The organism is Sporichthyaceae bacterium (assembly GCA_036269075.1).
GTDB lineage: Bacteria > Actinomycetota > Actinomycetes > Sporichthyales > Sporichthyaceae > DASQPJ01.
This window is the reverse complement of the sequence record DATASX010000007.1, coordinates 48577-64437: the sequence shown is the minus strand read 5'-3', so window position 1 is coordinate 64437 and position 15861 is coordinate 48577. Positions and strand designations below refer to the sequence as shown.

Genomic DNA, 15861 nt, shown 5'->3' with positions numbered 1-15861 from the left:
CGTGGGCGCGATCTTGGCCGCGCCCACGTCCAGGGGAGGACGGTCGTGGACGGAATCGCATCGGTGCCCGCGCCGCGGAACGAAGCCGCTTTGTCCTACGCGCCCGGCACCGCGGAGCGCGGTGTCCTGCTCACCGAGCTGAAGAACGTCTCCAGTCAGTGCGTCGAGCTCACCACCACGATCGACGGCGAGCAGCGCACCGGCGGGGGCACCGGCTTCGAGGTGCGCGCCCCGCACGAGCACGCGATGCTTCTCGGCACCGGTCGTATGGCCGACGAGGCCGATGCAACGACGGCCGTGCGAGCCGCGCTGCGGGCCGGGCCCGCCTGGCGTGACCTGCCGTTCGACGAGCGCGCCGCGGTGTTCCTGCGCGCCGCCGACCTGCTGGCCGGGCCCTGGCGCGCGGCGATGAACGCAGCGACCATGCTCGGGCAGTCCAAGACCGCGGTGCAGTCCGAGATCGACGCAGCCTGCGAGCTCATCGACTTCTGGCGTTGGAACGTGCGCTTCGCCGAGCAGATCCGGGCCGGCCAGCCGGTCTCCTCGCCCGGGACGTGGAACCGCACCGACCACCGGCCGCTGGAGGGTTTCGTCTACGCGGTCACGCCCTTCAACTTCACCTCGATCGCGGGAAACCTGCCGACCGCCCCGGCCTTGATGGGCAACACCGTGCTCTGGAAGCCGGCAACCACGCAGATGCTGTCGGCGCAACTGACGATGCGTCTGCTGGAGGCCGCGGGCCTGCCGCCGGGTGTGGTCAACCTGCTCCCCGGCAACGGGAAAGCCGTCTCCGACGTGGTTCTGAGCGACCATCAGCTCGCCGGGATCCATTTCACCGGGTCCACCGGGGTCTTCCAGCACCTGTGGCGCACGGTCGGGGAGAACATCGTCGGCTACCGCACCTATCCGCGACTGGTCGGCGAGACCGGCGGAAAGGACTTCGTGCTGGCGCACCCGTCGGCCGATCCGGAGGCGGTGCGCGTCGCCCTGCTGCGCGGGGCGTTCGAGTACCAGGGCCAGAAGTGCTCGGCGGCCTCCCGGGCGTTCGTCGCGCAGTCGGTGTGGGACCGCATCGGCGACGACCTGGCCGCCGGCGCCGCGGCACTGCCGATGGGCGACGTGGCCGACCTGTCCAACTTCCTCGGTGCGGTCATCGACGATCGCGCCTACCGCAAACTGAGCGCGGCGATCGAGGGCGCCCGGTCGCGCCCGGCCAACCGGATCGTGGCCGGCGGGCAGTGCGACGACTCGCAGGGCTGGTTCGTGCGCCCCACGGTCGTGCTCGGCAGCGACCCCACCGACGAGATCTTCACGACCGAGTACTTCGGCCCACTGCTGGCCGTCTTCGTCTACCCGGACGGCGACTGGCACCGGGTGCTGGAGCTGATCGACACGGGCTCGCCCTACGGCCTGACCGGGGCGGTGTTCGCGACGGATCGGGCGGCGGTCACCGAGGCCGCGCACGCCCTGCGGTTCGCGGCGGGGAACTTCTACGTCAACGACAAGCCGACCGGCGCGGTCGTGGGGCAGCAGCCCTTCGGCGGCGCCCGCGCCTCGGGCACCAACGACAAGGCCGGCTCGGCGCTGAACCTGCTGCGCTGGACGAGCCCACGCTCGATCAAGGAGAACTTCGTGCCACCGCACGAGTGGCGCTACCCGCACATGGACTGACCCACCGCACCCACCCCCCCAAACCCCCGACTTCTGCTGCGTGTCCCACGTATCAAGGTCGTCCGATAGGTGGGACACGCAGCAGAAGTGGGAGCTTTTGGGGGTGGCGCGCTCAGCTCTCGGCGGCCTTCTTCAGGTTCGCCAGGGTGGTCTCGATCGAGGTGCGGGCGTAGTCGGTGCGCTTGGGGACGCCGGTGACCAGTTTGCCGATCGCGTCGATCTTCAGTGGCCCGCTGCGGGTGTCGACCCAGGTCTCGGTGACCTTGCAGCCGCTCGCGGTCGCAGCGATGTCGTAGATCCAGGTGGCGCCCTTGACCGGGCCGACGCCGACCACGAACTCCAGGCGCTGGGGCGCGGTCGCGTCGGTGATCCTCACCGGGACCGACCACTTCTTGCCGCCGTTCTTGTTGTCGCCCTTGAACTTGGCGCCGGTCACGGCACTCGCGGCGCCGCCGATCCACTTGCCCCCGACGTTCTCGGGGCTCCACTCGCCCATCCGGGGCAGGTCGCTGATCATTGCCCAGACCTTCTCCGCCGGTGCCGCGATGTCGACCGACGCCGAGATGCGCTGCTGATCCGCCACTATGTGCTCCTTAGGGACCGTGGGTGACGCGCCGTCAGATTAGCGTGCCGCGCAAGAGACCGCGGAAGGCGCGCAGGGCGACCGAAGCGGCCGCCAGGTCGGCCTCGGCACCGCCCGCGATGTCGGCCAGCACCGCCCCGGCCCGGTCCACCGCGTCGCCGGCCTCGGCGCGCCAGGCCGCGAACGCCCCGGCCGGCGCCGAGCCCGGCCCGCCGGCCTCCAGCACTTCGGCGGTCAGCGCGGCATGCGCGGCCATCAGGTCCGCGCGTAGGCTGGCCCGGGCCATCGCCTTCCAGCGGTCGTCGCGCGGCAGCCCGTCGACCGCGGCCCGCAGCGCGCTGATCTCCAGCTGCTCGGCCAGCAGGAAGTACACCGCCGCGGTGTCGGCCAACGAGCGGTTGTGGCTGCGGGACACCTCGACGACGTCCAACGCCACGTAGGCCAGTTCGAACCCGGCCGTCCGCAACGCCAGCCCGGCCGGCACCCCGGCGTCGACCAGGGCGTCGCGGCGGGCGGTCAACGCCTGCGCGTCCGGCCCGCACAACGCCTTCGGCAACAGTTCGAGCACCTCACGGACGGGGGCGCCGAAGGCCGCCAACTCGGCGCCGATGTCGATCGGCGGACGGCGCTTGGCCAGCAGCCAACGTGTCGCCCGCTCGGCCAACCGACGCGCGGCCAACCGCATCGCGGTCAGCACGGACTCCTCGACCTTGGTGTCGAGCTCGCTGACCGCGGCCCGGAACGCCTCGAGGTCGAACGCGTCGCGGGCGACCAGGTAGGCCCGGACGATCTCGGTCGAGGCCGCCGCGGTCTCCTCGCGGACCCGGTGCACGAACGTGATTCCGGCGTCGTTGACCAGGTCGTTGACCACCGCGGTGGCGATGATCTCGCGATGCAGCGGGTGACGTCCGACGGAGTGCACGCACGCGTCGTGCAGTTCGGAGGGGAAGTAGTGCAGCGCGACGTCGCGCAGCGCCGGGGCATCCGGCAGGTCACCGCCGAGCAGTTCGTCGTAGAGGGAGATCTTGCTCCAGGCCAGCAGCACCGAGAGTTCCGGCGTGGTCAGCCCGCGGCCGTCCGCGGCGCGGGTGGCGATCTCCTTGTCGGCGGGGAGGAACTCGATCGCCCGGTCGAGCAGGCCGGCGCGTTCCAACGAGCGGATCAGCCGCGAGTGCACGTGCAACAGCGCCGGGGCCTGGACGGCCGCAACCGCGAGCGCCACGTTCTGCGCGTAGTTGTCGGCCAGCACCAGCGCCGCGACCTCGTCGGTCATCGAGGCCAGCAGTTTGGCGCGGTCGGCCGCCTCGGTGCCGGGGACGTCGAGCAGGATCTTGATGTTCACCTCGTGGTCGGAGGTGTCGACGCCGGCGGAGTTGTCGATGGCGTCGGTGTTGATCCGCCCGCCGGCCAGCGCGTACTCGATCCGGCCGCGTTGGGTGCACCCCAGATTGCCGCCCTCGCCGACGCACGCGGCGCGCAGTTCGGCGCCGTCGACGCGGATCCCGTCGTTGGCCTTGTCCCCGACCTCGGCGTGGGTCTCGCTGCTCGCCTTGACGTAGGTGCCGATGCCGCCGTTCCAGAGCAGGTCGACCGGTGCGAGCAGGATCGCGCGCAGCAGGTTGTTCGGCGGCAGCGCGATCACCGACTTGTCCAGCCCGAGCACGGCGCGGACCTGCGGTGAGATCGGGATCGACTTGGCGCTGCGCGGGTGCACCCCGCCGCCGGCCGAGATCAGGCGGGTGTCGTAGTCGGCCCAGGACGAACGCGGCAGCGCGAACATCCGGGTGCGTTCGGCGAACGACTCCTCCGGATCCGGGTCCGGGTCGAGGAACACGTGCCGGTGGTCGAAGGCCGCCAGCAGCCTGGTGTGCCGCGACAGCAGCATCCCGTTGCCGAACACGTCGCCGGACATGTCACCGATGCCGACGCAGGTGAAGTCCTGGCTCTGGCAGTCGATCCCGCGTTCCCGGAAGTGTCGTTTCACCGATTCCCAGGCGCCGCGCGCGGTGATGCCCATCACCTTGTGGTCGTAGCCGACCGAACCGCCCGAGGCGAAGGCGTCGCCCAGCCAGAAGTGGCGGGAGGTGCTGATCTCGTTGGCGATGTCGGAGAACTTCGCGGTGCCCTTGTCCGCCGCGACCACCAGGTAGGCGTCATCCGCGTCGTGCCGCACCACGTGCGGTGCCGGGACGACGGTGCCGTCACGCAGGTCGTCGGTGACGTCGAGCAGCGCGCCGACGAAGCTGCGGTAGCAGGCAATTCCCTCGGTGTTCTGCGCGTCGCGATCGCCGTCCGCTGACCCGGTCGGCGCAGGCGGGCGTTTGACCACGAAGCCGCCCTTGGCGCCGACCGGCACGATCACGGCGTTCTTGACCATCTGGGCCTTCACCAGGCCGAGGATCTCGGTGCGGAAGTCCTCGCGCCGGTCGGACCACCGCAGTCCGCCGCGGGCCACCGGGCCGAAGCGCAGGTGGACGCCCTCGACACCGGGGGAGTAGACCCAGATCTCGAACACGGGCCGCGGTGCCGGCAGGTCGGGGACCTGCTTCGGGTCGAGCTTGACGGCCAACGCCGGGCGCGGGTCGGTCGACTCCGGCGCGAAGTAGTTGGTCCGGGTGGTGGCCCGGATCAACGTCAGGAACGAGCGCAGGATGCGGTCCGCGTCGAGGCTGGGTACCTCGTCCAGCGCGGTCGCGATGTCCGTGTCCAGGGCGGTGAGTACCTCGACCCGGTCGGCCGCGTCGGCGGCGCCGAGGTCGAGGGAGAACTTCGCCTCGAACAGCCGGACCAGCATCCGGGCGATCGGGACGTGGGCGGTGACCACGTTCTCCAGGTATTCCTGGCCGAACGTGGTGCCGGCCTGCCGCAGGTATTTCGCGTAGGCGCGGAGCACGCTGACCTGACGCCACGTCAGACCGGCCAGCAGTACCAAGCGGTTGAAGCCGTCGGACTCGGCCTGCCCGCGGCGCACGGCCAGGAACGCCTCGCAGAACGCCTCCCGCACCGCGGCGGTCGGCTGCGCCTCGGCAGGTGCGGCCAGCCCGAAGTCGTAGATCCACGTCGGAGCAGGCTGTCCCGGGCACGCGATGTGGTACGGCTGCTCGTCGGTGACGTCGACGCCGAGGTGCTGCAGGACCGGCAGCAACTCGGACAGCGAGACCGCGTCACCACGGCGGTAGACGGTGAACCGGCGGGCATCCTCGGTCCCGTACAACCGAACCGACAAGTCGTCGCTGCCGGTCAGGCGTTCCAGGCGGGTCAGGTCGTCGACGGCGGCCCAGGCGGAGTTCGCCTCGCGGTACCCGGCCGGGAACGCCTCGGCGTAACGCGCCGTCAGTTCCGTTGCGCGCACGGGGTCGTAGCGTTCGTCGAGGGCTTCGGCGAGGTCCTCCCGCCAGGTCCGGGTCGCAGCGACCAGGCGGTCCTCGATCGCGGCGGTGTCGACCTGCCGACCCGCGGTGCGATCCGGGTCGACCCGCATCACGAAGTGCAACCGGGCCAGCACCGACTCGGTCACCCAGGCCGAGTGCTCGATGTTGAACCCGCCGAGCTCCTCGATCAGGATTTCCTCGATGCGCAGCCGGTTCGTGGTGTCGTAGCGGTCGCGTGGCAGGTACACCAGCGCGGAGACGAACCGGCCGAACTCGTCGCGGCGCAGGAACAGCCGCAGCCGGCGGCGCTCTTTCAGGTGCAGCACGGCCAGCAGGGTGTCGGCCAGCTGCGCGGTCGGCGTGATGTAGAGCTCGTCGCGCGGGTAGGTCTCGACGGCCTCGATCAGGTCGCGGCCGGAGTAGCTGTTCGGGGCAAAGCCGGTGATCGCGAACAACTCGTCGACCTTGCGCCGCAGCATCGGGATCCGCAGCACGCTCTCGCTGTAGGCCGAGCGGGCGAACAGCCCGAGGAACCGACGCTCGCCCAGCACGCGGCCGCGATCGTCGTACCGCTTCACGCCGATGAAGTCGAGATAGGCCGGACGGTGCACGGTCGATCGCGAGGTCGACTTGTTCACGATGACCGGTCGCGGGTCCTCCCAGACCCGTTCGCGGATCTCGGGAGGCAACGCGTCGAAGGAGAACGAGAGCGGGGCGTCGCCGCGCAGGATCCCCAGCCCGCTGCCCGGAACGCCGACCAGCGCCGCGCCCCGGTCGTCGTTCTCCAGCGCGTATTCCCGGTAGCCCAGGAACGTGAAGTGGTTGTCGGCCAGCCAGCACAGCAGATCCGCGGCCTCGCCGTGCTCGGGGTCGGCGGCCGCCTCGGGGTCCGCCTGCCCGCCGAGCAGGTCGCCGGCGGCCCGCAGCGCCGCCTCGCCCATCTTCTGCCAGTCCTCGACGGAGTTGCGCACGTCGGACAGCACCCGGCGCAGGCCCGTCTCGATCGCGCTCGCCTCGTCGGCGGTGACCCGGGCGATCTCGACGTGGATCCAGGACTCCCGGGTGTCCTCCGCGCCAGGTGCCGCTAGGTCGGCCAGGCCGAGCAAGCCGCCGGCCACGTCGCGGCGGACCACCGGCTGCGGGTGGACGGTCAGCGCGATCGCGTGGTCGGCCTGGTTGAGCTCGGAGGTCACCGAGTCGACCAGGAACGGCATGTCATCGGTGACCACCTCGATCACCGACCGGCCCGCGGCCGACCACCCGTCGGGTTCGACCAGCGGCGTGCGGACCCGGACCCGGGCCGTGCCCTGCGGCCGGTTGGCCGCCAGCTCCAGGTGCGAGGCCACCGCGCCGGCCAGATCGGCCTGCCCTCGCCCGCCCAGGTCCTCGGCGACGACGTGCCGCCAGTAGGCGCGGCCGAGCGCATCGAGTTCGACGGGGGTCAGTCGGGTCACCGGTGATCCATCTGCTGCCACAGTCCCGATTCTTCCCACACCGGCCATCCGGTGATCGGCCGGTGGGGGTCCGGCGCGATCAGGCGCCGACGGCCGAGGTGTCGGTGACCGAGTCGAGGTCGGCGTAGACCACGACGTTGTCCAGGTAGTGCCGGGTGTGCGGGTCCAGGTCGCCGCCGCAGGTGATCAGGCGCAGTCCGGGGTGGTCGAGGTTGCCGTAGACGTCCTCGACGGGGAAATTCCGTTGCGGGTAACGGGTCACCGTGGCCACCCGGAACGTGACTTGGCTGCCGTCGGCCCGGGTGATCCGGACCCGGTCGCCCGGCCGCAACGCGCCGAGCCGGTAGAACACCGAGGGTCCGTCGTGGGCGGAGTCCAGGTGGCCGGTGAGGATCGCCGGACCGACCTCGCCCGGGCTCGGCGACCGGTCGTACCAGGCCACGTTGCCGTATCCGGGTCCTGGCGCGGGCACCTCGAGGGTGCCGTCGTCGGCCAGGCCGAGCGGGATCACCGGGGCGTGGACGTCGATCGCGGCGATGTCGATGCGCACCGGGGCGGAGGCGGCCAGCAGCCCCGGCGTCGGGTCGACGTGGACAATCACACCCAGCCGCACCGTGCGCAGCGCGGGTCCCCCCGGGCCCGCGGCCGGCATCGGGGCGCTGGAATGCATTTGCGGCGGCGTGATCGCGGCCTCGACGATCGTGACCATCCCGGCCGTGAAGAGCCCCACGCCCGCGCCGATCAGCCCGGCGCGGGCGTGACGCTTCATGGCTGCCTTGCCGGTCAGCGGGCTACCGACAGACGGCGGGACCGCGCCCGGAGCACGAGCGGTGCACCGAGCAGTAACGCGCCGGCGCCGGCCGCGCCGACACCGAGCGCCATCCGCGGGTCGGCACCGGCGATTGCGGTCGACCCGCCACCGGCCTTCGCGCCACCCATGGGCTTGGCGGCCACCTGGGCCTTGGCCGCGCCGGCCTTCGGGGCGGACCCCGCCGGGCTCGGCTTCGAGTCGGCCGCAGCCGGGCCGACACCGCTCACCACTGTGGCGGCTACAAACGCAAGACTCGCGACCGCACAGGTCGCCGCACCGCTCTTCATTGTCCGAACCAACTTTCCCGGGGGAGGACGTCCGGCACGTGCCCGACGGCGGTGGACAATCTGGTGCGGGCGCGGCTGCGGAAGCCACGCACGCCGGCCCAACAGCAGATGAACCGATGCACTCAGAGGTGGTCGCGCAGCTCCCACAGCACCGGGTAGTACCGGACCGGCAGCCGGCTGCGCAGGTACGGCCCACCGGAGGAGCCGCCGGTCCCCGAGCGGGTGCCGATCTGTCGTTCGACCATCACCACATGCCGGGAGCGCCACAGCCAGGCGTTCGCATCGTGCTCGAGCAGGGCCTCGGCCAGGTCCCACTCGGCGCCGTAGGAGTCGCGGTCGCCGGCGACGGTCAGCAGCGACTCGACGATCGCCGCCCGCCCGTCGGGCGTGCTGCCCTCGGTCGCCAGACCGCGGGCGGCGAGCACGTGCCGATAGCCGTCCCAGAGCGTGGGCTCGGCCAGGCGCCGTTCCAGCCGCTGCTTCTCGGCGTCGGTCAGCCCGACGAAGCGTTCCAGGAACTCCGGGTCCTTGGCCCCGGACAGAAACTCGATCTCCCGGAACTGCGCGGACTGGAAGCCGCTGGCCGGTGCGAGCCGGGAGCGGAACACCCCGAAGTCCTGCGGGGTCATCGTCTCCAGCACGTCGACCTGGCCGATCAGCACCTTCTCGATCGTCGCGACCCGGGACAGCAGGTGCCGTGCCCGCCACAGCCGATCACCGAACATGGCCGCCCGGACCGCCTCGAGCTCGTGCAGGACTTCCTGGAACCACAGCTCGTAGACCTGATGAATGGTGATGAACAACAGTTCATCGTGGGCCGGGGGGTCGGCGAGCGTGCGTTGCTGACCCAGCACTTCGGGCAACCGCAGGTACGACCCGTAGGTCAGCCGCGCACCGTCCTCGCCGAACGATGTGGGCGTCGCATCGGGCACACGGCGACCCTACGGGGTGCCGCCGCGTAGGGTCGGACGGTGGCCGGTCCCGATTTCACTGATTCGCTCAAGGCGCTCGAGACGACGCTGTCCTCCGTCGAGCACGTCGTCGACCTCGACAAGCTGCGGCGCGAGCACGCCGACCTGGAGGAGCAGGCCGGGGCGCCGAACCTCTGGGACGATCAGGAGCGGGCGCAGAAGGTGACCAGCCGGATGTCGGTGGTCGCCTCCGAGATCGGTCGAGTCGACTCGGTCCGGCGTCGGCTGGACGATCTGGGCGTGCTCTGGGAGATGGCCGAGGAGGCCGACGACGCCGACACCCGGGCCGAGGCCGAGGTCGAGTTGGCGTCGCTGACCAAGGACATCGGCGATCTCGAGGTCCGCACGCTCTTGTCGGGCGAGTACGACGACCGTGACGCCCTGGTGACGATCCGCTCCGAGGCCGGTGGCGTCGACGCCGCCGACTTCGCCGAGATGCTGATGCGGATGTACCTGCGCTGGGCGGAGCGGCACAACTACAAGACCGAGGTCTACGACACCTCCTACGCCGAGGAGGCCGGCATCAAGTCGGCCACGTTCGTGGTCCACGCCCCGCACGCCTACGGGACGCTGTCGGTCGAGCAGGGCACCCACCGGCTGGTCCGGATCTCGCCGTTCGACAACCAGGGCCGCCGGCAGACCTCGTTCGCCGCGGTCGAGGTCGTCCCGGTCACCGAGCACACCGACCACGTCGAGATCCCCGAGGACGAACTGCGGGTCGACGTCTACCGCTCCTCGGGCCCGGGTGGGCAGGGCGTCAACACCACCGACTCGGCGGTCCGGCTGACGCACATCCCGACCAACATCGTCGTGTCCTGCCAGAACGAGCGCTCGCAGCTGCAGAACAAGGCCCGGGCCATGGAGGTCCTGCAGGCCAAGCTGCTCGAGGTCCGCCGCCGCGAGGAGCAGGCCAAGATCAACGCGCTCAAGGACGACTCGTCCGGGTCCTGGGGGAACCAGATGCGGTCCTACGTCATCCATCCGTACCAGATGGTCAAGGACCTGCGCACCGAGCACGAGGTCGGCAACCCGACGGCCGTGTTCAACGGCGAGATCGACGACTTCATCGAGGCCGGGATCCGCTGGCGACGCTCCGGCGACTGAGCCCCGACACCGGGCGGGATCGGGGGCGCCCGTTTCGTCTCGGCGCCTAATATCGAGGTGTCGGGCACGCCGGCACATCGCCCGGGGAGAGCGATACCAGTCCCATGATCCGTCTGGAGAACGTCACCAAGATCTACCCGAGCCAGGATCAGCCTGCGCTGCGGGAGGTCTCCCTCGAGGTGGCCAAGGGCGAGTTCGTGTTCCTGGTCGGGGCTTCCGGATCGGGCAAGTCGACGATGTTGCGGCTGATCCTCAAGGAGGAGCGGCCCTCGCAGGGTGCCATCCACGTGCTCGGCAAGGACCTGTCCCGGCTGTCGAACTGGAAGGTCCCGGCGCTGCGGCGCCAGATCGGGGCGGTGTTCCAGGACTTCCGGTTGCTGCCGAACAAGACCGTGCAGGAGAACGTCGCGTTCGCCCTGGAGGTGCTGGGCAAGTCGCGCGGGCTGACCCGCAAGGTCGTCCCCGAGGTGCTCGATCTGGTCGGCCTGGCAGACAAGGCCGACCGCATGCCCGACGAGCTGTCCGGCGGCGAGCAGCAGCGGGTGGCGATCGCCCGGGCCTTCGTCAACCGGCCCCTGATCCTGATCGCCGACGAGCCGACCGGGAACCTCGACCCCAACACCTCGGTCGGGATCATGAAGCTGCTGGACCGGATCAACCGGACCGGCACCACGGTGGTGATGGCCACCCACGACCAGGCGATCGTCGATCAGATGCGCAAGCGGGTCGTCGAGCTCGACAACGGGCGCATGGTCCGCGACCAGGACCGCGGCGTGTACGGGTACACGGCGTGAGGTTCTCGTTCGTCACCGCGGAGATCATCGCGGGGCTGCGACGCAACCTGACGATGACGATCGCCGTGGTGATCACAACCGCGGTGGCGTTGTCGCTGTTCGGGCTGGCGTTGTTGACCGGCAAGCAGGTCAACACGATGAAGGGCTACTGGTACGACAAGGTCGAGGTCTCGCTGTTCCTCTGCCTGCCCGACTCGACGACCGCGAGTTGCCACGGCGGGGCGGTCACCGACGCCCAGAAGGCGGAGATCCAGTCCGACCTGACCAAGCTCAAGCCGCTGGTCTCGCAGGTGTACTACGAGTCCAAGACCGAGGCCTATCAGCGATTCAAGACGCAGTTCTCCGGCTCGGCGATCGCCGACAACATCACCCCGGACCAGATGCCGGAGTCGTTCCGGGTCAGGCTGTCCGACCCCACCAAGTACGACATCATCTACAGCGCCTTCAACGGCCGCCCGGGCATCGAGCAGGTGCAGGACGAGCGCAAGGTGCTCGAGCCGTTCTTCCGGGTGCTGCGCGCGGTGTCGGTCGGGGCACTCCTGCTGGCCGGGATCATCCTGGCCGCCGCTCTGCTGCTGATCATCAACACGATCCGCATCTCGGCATTCAGCCGACGGCGGGAGACCGGGATCAAACGCCTGGTCGGCGCCTCGAACTTCTCGATCCGGCTGCCGTTCATCCTGGAGGGCGCGGTCGCCGGGGGAGTCGGGGCGTGCCTGGCCACCGTGCTGGTCTCGTTGGCCAAGTGGGGCGGGGTCGACCACTACCTGAGGCCGAACTTCCAGTTCACGAACTTCATCGGCTGGGGCGCCGTCGCGGCGACCGTGCCGTGGCTGTTCCTGCTCGGCGTCGGGGTCTCCTCGCTGGTCTCGGCCGTCACGCTGCGGCGCTACCTGCGCGTCTGAGCGCTGGGGTGGATGACCCGTTGGGTCCGGCGTGGCCCGCCCGCCTCTTCACGGCTGACCCTGATACTGGTGATACAGGTGGGGTCTTTGGGGTGGTGGTTGTCGTGCGTCTGGGGCGGGTTGTCACTACGGCGCTCGCGGTCACGACCCTGGTCGGGGCAGTCGTTCCGGCAGCGGTCGCGGGCGACGACCCCCGGACCAAGAAGAAGGCAGTCGACGCCAAGGTCGCGGCGCTGAAGAGCGCGGTGCAGGTCAGCGCCGCGCAGGTGGTGGCCGCGACCACTGCCCTGGACTCGGCGAACGCCAAACTGCCGGTCGCCCAGGCCCGACTGGCCTCCGCCCGCCAGGCGCTGGCCGGGGCGAAGGACGCCGAAGCCGCCGCCACTACGCGGCTGGCCCAGACGTCGATCGAGGGCGTGCGGACCGCGATGACCGCCGATCACGTCACCGAGGACATGCTCGCCCACCGCTCCGCCGTCGGGGCGCTGGCGCGGCAGGTCTACATCGGCGGTGACCTGGCCCGGTTGGGGGTGGCGTTGGGGGCCCGCAGCCCGCAGGACTTCATTTCGGCGCTGCAGTTCGCCCGGGTGGTCACCCGCTCCGAGCGCGCGACCCTCGACAACCTCGACGCGGAACGGCGCTCGCTGGCCTTTCAGCAGGCCCGTCTGGTCGCGCTGCGGGAGCAGCAGCGCATCGACACGCAGGCCGCGCACGACGCCGTCGAGCGCGGTGGGCAGGCTGCGGCCGACGCCGACGACGCCAACACCGACGTCGAGAACCTGATCGCCCTACGCGGCAAGGCACTGGGCGACGCGGAGAAACTGAAGGCCGCGGTCGAGGCGACGTTCGCCGCCGAGGAGGCCGAGTCCAATCGGCTGGCCAAGGAGATCGCCGAACGGGCCGCCGCCGCCCGGCGCGCGCACCGCGGTCTGCCCGTCCCGCTCGGCGACGGCATCCTGAGCTTCCCGGTGATCGGCCCGATCACCTCACCGTTCGGCATGCGGTACCACCCGATCCTGCACCGCTGGAAGCTGCACACCGGTACCGACTTCGGGGTGCCCTCCGGAACCGCGGTCCGCGCCGCGGCCGACGGGGTCGTGCTCGAGGACCTGCACAACGTCGCCTACGGAAATCGGGTCATCATCGACCACGGCCTGGTCGGCGGCGTCTACCTGGTGACCACCTACAACCACCTCAGTCGATGGGTGGTCCACAAGGGCCAGCAGGTCAAGCGCGGTCAGGTGGTTGCCTACTCCGGGAACACCGGCTGGACGACCGGACCGCACCTGCATTTCGAGGTGCTGGTCGACGGGAAGTTCGTCAACCCGATGAGCTGGCTGCGCGCGCTGCGGGACGCCTCATGATCCCTGCGGACAACAGACTTCAATCGGCTCGGGAGCCCGAACAGGCTCGCAAGCTCGCTTGTTCGGCTCCGCTCGCCTCAATCGTTTGTAAGCTCTCCCGCCATGGGCAAGGAGCCGGGCCGCAAGTTCGTGGCGCAGAACAAGAAGGCGCGGCACGACTACTTCATCGAGGACACCTACGAGGCCGGGCTGGTGCTGACCGGTACCGAGGTGAAATCGCTGCGCGCCGGTCGGGCGTCGTTGGTCGACGGGTTCGCGACATTCCGTGACGGGGAGATGTACCTGCACGCGGTCCACATCCCCGAGTACACCCAGGGCACCTGGACCAACCACGAACCGCGGCGGATCCGCAAGCTGCTGCTGCACCGGGCCGAGATCGAGCGCTGGGCCCAGAAGACCCGGGAGTCCGGGCTGACGATCGTCCCGCTCTCGATGTACTTCTCCGACGGCCGGGCCAAGGTGGAGCTGGCGCTGGCCCGCGGAAAGAAGCAGCACGACAAGCGGGAGGCGCTGGCCGAACGGCAGGCAACCCGGGAGATGGCCCGGGAGATGAGCCGCCGCAACCGTCGCTACGGATGAGCCGCGGCGGCCGCCAACGCCCGTAGGGCGGCCCGGACCTTGTCGGCCAGGAACGCGTTCGGGTGCAGGCGGGCCACCTGCGCCAGCGTCGTGGGGTGGTCCTCGACGACGATCACGAAGTGTCCGCGCCGTTGCGCGTCGGTCACCGCAGCGGGGTCGAGCTTCGCGGCCGAGACCACCAGCACCCGGTACGGGGCCTTCCAGCCGGCAGCGTCGGCGAAGACCAGCCCGAGGTCTCGGGCGCCGGTGACGCGCATCTGCGCCAGGACTTGCGCGTCGGAGCTGAGCACTGTGAGCCGCCAGGGGTCGGCCATCCCGTGCACGGTGACGACGTCCATGATCCGGTGCGCCTGGGCCAGGGTGGTGGACGATGCGACGTTCAGGTAGACGTGGGTCGGCGTGGGCGCGATCCGGGCCAGCACCGCGTCCAGCGTCGGGACCGTGCCGCCGCTCCTGAGCCGGCACCTCGTCAGCGCAGCCGCAGTCAGGTGTGCGACGGCGCCGCGGCAGTCGGTGGCCTTCCCGAGGTACTCGTCGGCGAACACCACCGGACGATCGTCGGAGCTCATCCGGACGTCGAACTCGACACCGTCGACCCCGGCCGCGGCAGCCTTGCCGATCGCGCCGACGGTGTCGGCCGCACCCCAGTCCGAGCCGCCACGTTGCCCGATCACCTGGATCCGCGGCGCAGGCGCCGCTGCGGCGACGGTTCGCGCCGCCGGACGTGCGATGGCGTGACTGGTCAACGTTCCCGGGCCCAACGACAGGATGAAGATCGTGGCCGCCGCGCAGGCCACGGTCATCAGCACGGGGCCGCGTTCGCGGGCACCGCGGACAATCGCGTCGAGTTTCATCTTCGGCCCCCGAAAGTGCGCCGATCCCAGTGCAGATGCTCGACCCGGAGCGCCGCCCTCGAATACGTCGTGGGCCGTTCGGGTGAACCCGCCCCCTGGCGATCGGCCCAGCCAACCGTCGGTCCCAGGCGCTATCCTGGAGACGTCCCGGCAGGCCACGAGCCGACCCGGGGCGCACAACTCAACAGGGGGTGATCGGTTTCGACTGCGGATGTCGGTGCAGGAGAAGCGGGCCGAGGATGCGGGGACGATCTCGTTAACCATGCCTCGCAAAAAAAATAAGCGCCAAGGTTAATAACCAGCGCGACCTCGCTCTCGCCGCCTGACGGTAGAGCACTAGGAGGTCTGTCAGCCCGGGGAGTGCCTTCGACCCGGTGTCTGGCATCAGCTAGAGGGCTTACCCTCCGACCCGGTCACGGGGACGGTTGGGACATCAAACAGTGACTGAGCCTGTCGGGGAGCTTGCCTGTGTGACTCCTCGGGGCTGAGAAAATCAACAGCAGGCTGCGCCCGGAGAAGACCTGGATCGGTGCCGTAGGACGCGGGTTCAATTCCCGCCACCTCCACGAGTCGAGAGGTGAGGTGTGCCCGCGGAAAGCGCGGGCCACCTCGCCTCGTCATTTCATTGCGTCGCGTCGCGTCGCGCTTCGCCGTGCTCGCTGCGCTCGCCGGCTCCGCCCCTGGGTGGGGCGTCCGCGCCGTGCTCGCTATCGCTCGCCGGCTCCAGCCACTTGGTGGGGGCGGGTTCAGCCGTGCTCGCTGCGCTCGCCGGCTCCGCCCCTGGGTGGGGCGTCCGCGCCGTGCCGTATCGCTCGCCGGCTCCAGCCACTTGGTGGGGGCGCGTTCAGCTCTGCACACCTTTCGCGGGCGCGAGGCCCTTTCGGGCTGGGCCCCCTGGGCATGTTTCGGATTGCCGGTGGCAGGTTGCCGAACCTGGGGGAAGCTTGCGATCGCTTGCCGCGACCCGGTGATAACTGGGCCCCCGTTCGGTGGAGTGGGCTTTCCGGAGCCGGGGTGAAAGGCGCCAATTGGCACCACCTCGGAAACGGACACAGAGGACCAATCCCGGCGAATTGAATCCGGGAGAACGACCTGGCCGACTTCACCAAGTCC

At 70.3% G+C, this 15861-nt stretch carries 12 protein-coding genes and 1 other RNA gene; 7 read left to right on the top strand and 6 right to left on the bottom strand.

Going from position 1 to position 15861, the window contains the following annotated elements; translation table 11 throughout:
* The first annotated feature begins 45 nt into the window (after nt 1-45).
* Nucleotides 46-1671: an L-glutamate gamma-semialdehyde dehydrogenase gene (gene pruA, locus VHU88_01535; protein ID HEX3610345.1), complete on the top strand. Its 1626-nt coding sequence runs from the start codon at nt 46-48 to the stop codon at nt 1669-1671.
* 112 nt (nt 1672-1783) lie between these two features.
* Here the strand turns inward: pruA and VHU88_01530 are convergent, their stop codons facing one another.
* From VHU88_01530 to VHU88_01510, 5 genes are all read right to left on the bottom strand, one after another.
* Nucleotides 1784-2254 carry an SRPBCC family protein gene (locus VHU88_01530; GenBank protein ID HEX3610344.1) on the bottom strand — a complete coding sequence of 157 codons (471 nt, stop codon included), beginning with the start codon at nt 2252-2254 and terminating at the stop codon, nt 1784-1786.
* Between the two features lie 34 nt (nt 2255-2288).
* A complete protein-coding gene (locus tag VHU88_01525; protein HEX3610343.1) occupies nt 2289-7079 on the bottom strand; it encodes an NAD-glutamate dehydrogenase in 4791 nt (1596 codons plus the stop codon).
* Nucleotides 7080-7158: 79 nt separating this feature from the next.
* Entirely contained in the window at nt 7159-7848 is a 690-nt protein-coding gene (locus VHU88_01520) for a class F sortase (protein ID HEX3610342.1), read from the bottom strand.
* Between the two features lie 14 nt (nt 7849-7862).
* Nucleotides 7863-8117: a hypothetical protein gene (locus VHU88_01515; protein HEX3610341.1), complete on the bottom strand. Its 255-nt coding sequence runs from the start codon at nt 8115-8117 to the stop codon at nt 7863-7865.
* 182 nt (nt 8118-8299) lie between these two features.
* Nucleotides 8300-9109, bottom strand: coding sequence for a tryptophan 2,3-dioxygenase family protein (locus tag VHU88_01510; protein HEX3610340.1), 810 nt, complete (start codon nt 9107-9109; stop codon nt 8300-8302).
* Nucleotides 9110-9148: 39 nt separating this feature from the next.
* Between VHU88_01510 and prfB the strand changes: the two genes are divergently transcribed.
* The 5 genes from prfB to smpB all read left to right on the top strand — a co-directional run bounded on the left by prfB (nt 9149) and on the right by smpB (nt 13894).
* Nucleotides 9149-10252, top strand: coding sequence for a peptide chain release factor 2 (gene prfB, locus VHU88_01505; protein HEX3610339.1), 1104 nt, complete (start codon nt 9149-9151; stop codon nt 10250-10252).
* A gap of 104 nt (nt 10253-10356) precedes the next feature.
* A complete protein-coding gene (gene ftsE / locus VHU88_01500) occupies nt 10357-11046 on the top strand; it encodes a cell division ATP-binding protein FtsE (protein ID HEX3610338.1) in 690 nt (229 codons plus the stop codon).
* On the top strand, nt 11043-11951 hold the full coding sequence (gene ftsX / locus VHU88_01495; protein HEX3610337.1) for a permease-like cell division protein FtsX: 909 nt from the start codon (nt 11043-11045) through the stop codon (nt 11949-11951). The genes ftsE and ftsX overlap by 4 nt, the downstream gene beginning before the upstream one ends.
* Nucleotides 11952-12055: 104 nt before the next feature.
* Nucleotides 12056-13315 carry a M23 family metallopeptidase gene (locus VHU88_01490; protein HEX3610336.1) on the top strand — a complete coding sequence of 420 codons (1260 nt, stop codon included), beginning with the start codon at nt 12056-12058 and terminating at the stop codon, nt 13313-13315.
* A gap of 102 nt (nt 13316-13417) precedes the next feature.
* Complete coding sequence (gene smpB, locus VHU88_01485; protein HEX3610335.1) at nt 13418-13894, top strand: SsrA-binding protein SmpB; 477 nt, start codon at nt 13418-13420, stop codon at nt 13892-13894.
* Here smpB and VHU88_01480 read toward each other — a convergent pair.
* Nucleotides 13885-14748: a glycerophosphodiester phosphodiesterase family protein gene (locus VHU88_01480; protein HEX3610334.1), complete on the bottom strand. Its 864-nt coding sequence runs from the start codon at nt 14746-14748 to the stop codon at nt 13885-13887. The two genes, smpB and VHU88_01480, sit on opposite strands and share 10 nt — an antisense overlap.
* Before the next feature lie 187 nt (nt 14749-14935).
* Between VHU88_01480 and ssrA the strand changes: the two genes are divergently transcribed.
* Nucleotides 14936-15317, top strand: a transfer-messenger RNA (tmRNA) gene (gene ssrA, locus VHU88_01475).
* The last annotated feature ends 544 nt before the right edge of the window (nt 15318-15861 follow it).